Here is a 626-nt window from a genome sequence, read left to right as displayed (position 1 = left end):
TCGAAGGACTGAATGGCTACTGTTTTCCCTGCGCCACTCATCCCTGTCACAATCACCAGGTGAAGTTGTTTCTTTGTCATCTATCTCTCCTTATATCAAAAAAAGTTTGGCAGAGCCAAACTTCAACTAGCTTATCCAATCTCTGCGATCACTTCAATTTCGACTTTTACATCACGAGGAAGACGTGCAACCTCTACAGCTGAACGAGCTGGAAATTCCTCTTTAAAGGCAGTCTGGTAAACCTCGTTAAAAGGAACAAAGTCATTCATATCGCTCAAGAAGCAAGTTGTTTTAACAACATGGTCAAAGTCTGTTCCTGCTTCTGCCAAAATAGCACCGATATTTTTCAAGACTTGTTCTGTCTGTTCTTGGATTGTTTTTCCTACAATTTCTCCAGTTTCAGGAGATAGGGGAACTTGACCGCTAGCAAACAAAAGATTGCCAACGATTTTCCCTTGAACATAAGGTCCGATAGCCTTTGGAGCTTTGTCTGTATGAATTGTTTTTGCCATTTCTTTCCCTCACAATTTTTCTAATATTGCATCCCAAGCCTGATCCATCCCTGCCTTGCTGACAGATGAAAAGAGGATGAAGTCGTCACTTGGGTCAAAGTTTAATTTCTTTTT

General features: G+C 40.9%; 2 protein-coding genes and 1 pseudogene. All 3 read right to left on the bottom strand.

Translation table 11 applies throughout. The annotated features are described in order from the left end of the window. The coding region (locus GMD4S_RS14040; protein WP_008292286.1) for an RNase adapter RapZ at positions 1-80 on the bottom strand (80 nt) is incomplete at its 3' end. A gap of 51 nt (positions 81-131) precedes the next feature. After that, positions 132-512, bottom strand: coding sequence for a RidA family protein (locus GMD4S_RS12550; protein WP_001140428.1), 381 nt, complete (start codon positions 510-512; stop codon positions 132-134). Positions 513-521: 9 nt separating this feature from the next. Further along, positions 522-626 (bottom strand): annotated as a pseudogene (locus GMD4S_RS13250) (YihA family ribosome biogenesis GTP-binding protein); the annotation flags it as partial.

Source organism: Streptococcus sp. GMD4S, from assembly GCF_000296955.1.
Note: the sequence above shows the minus strand (reverse complement) of the source record. Positions and strands in the feature narration are given on the sequence as shown.

What these genes read in the sequence shown, in the direction of transcription:
- GMD4S_RS12550 (WP_001140428.1), bottom strand. Translation starts at nt 512, where the DNA reads ATGGCAAAAACAATTCATACAGACAAAGCTCCAAAGGCTATCGGACCT.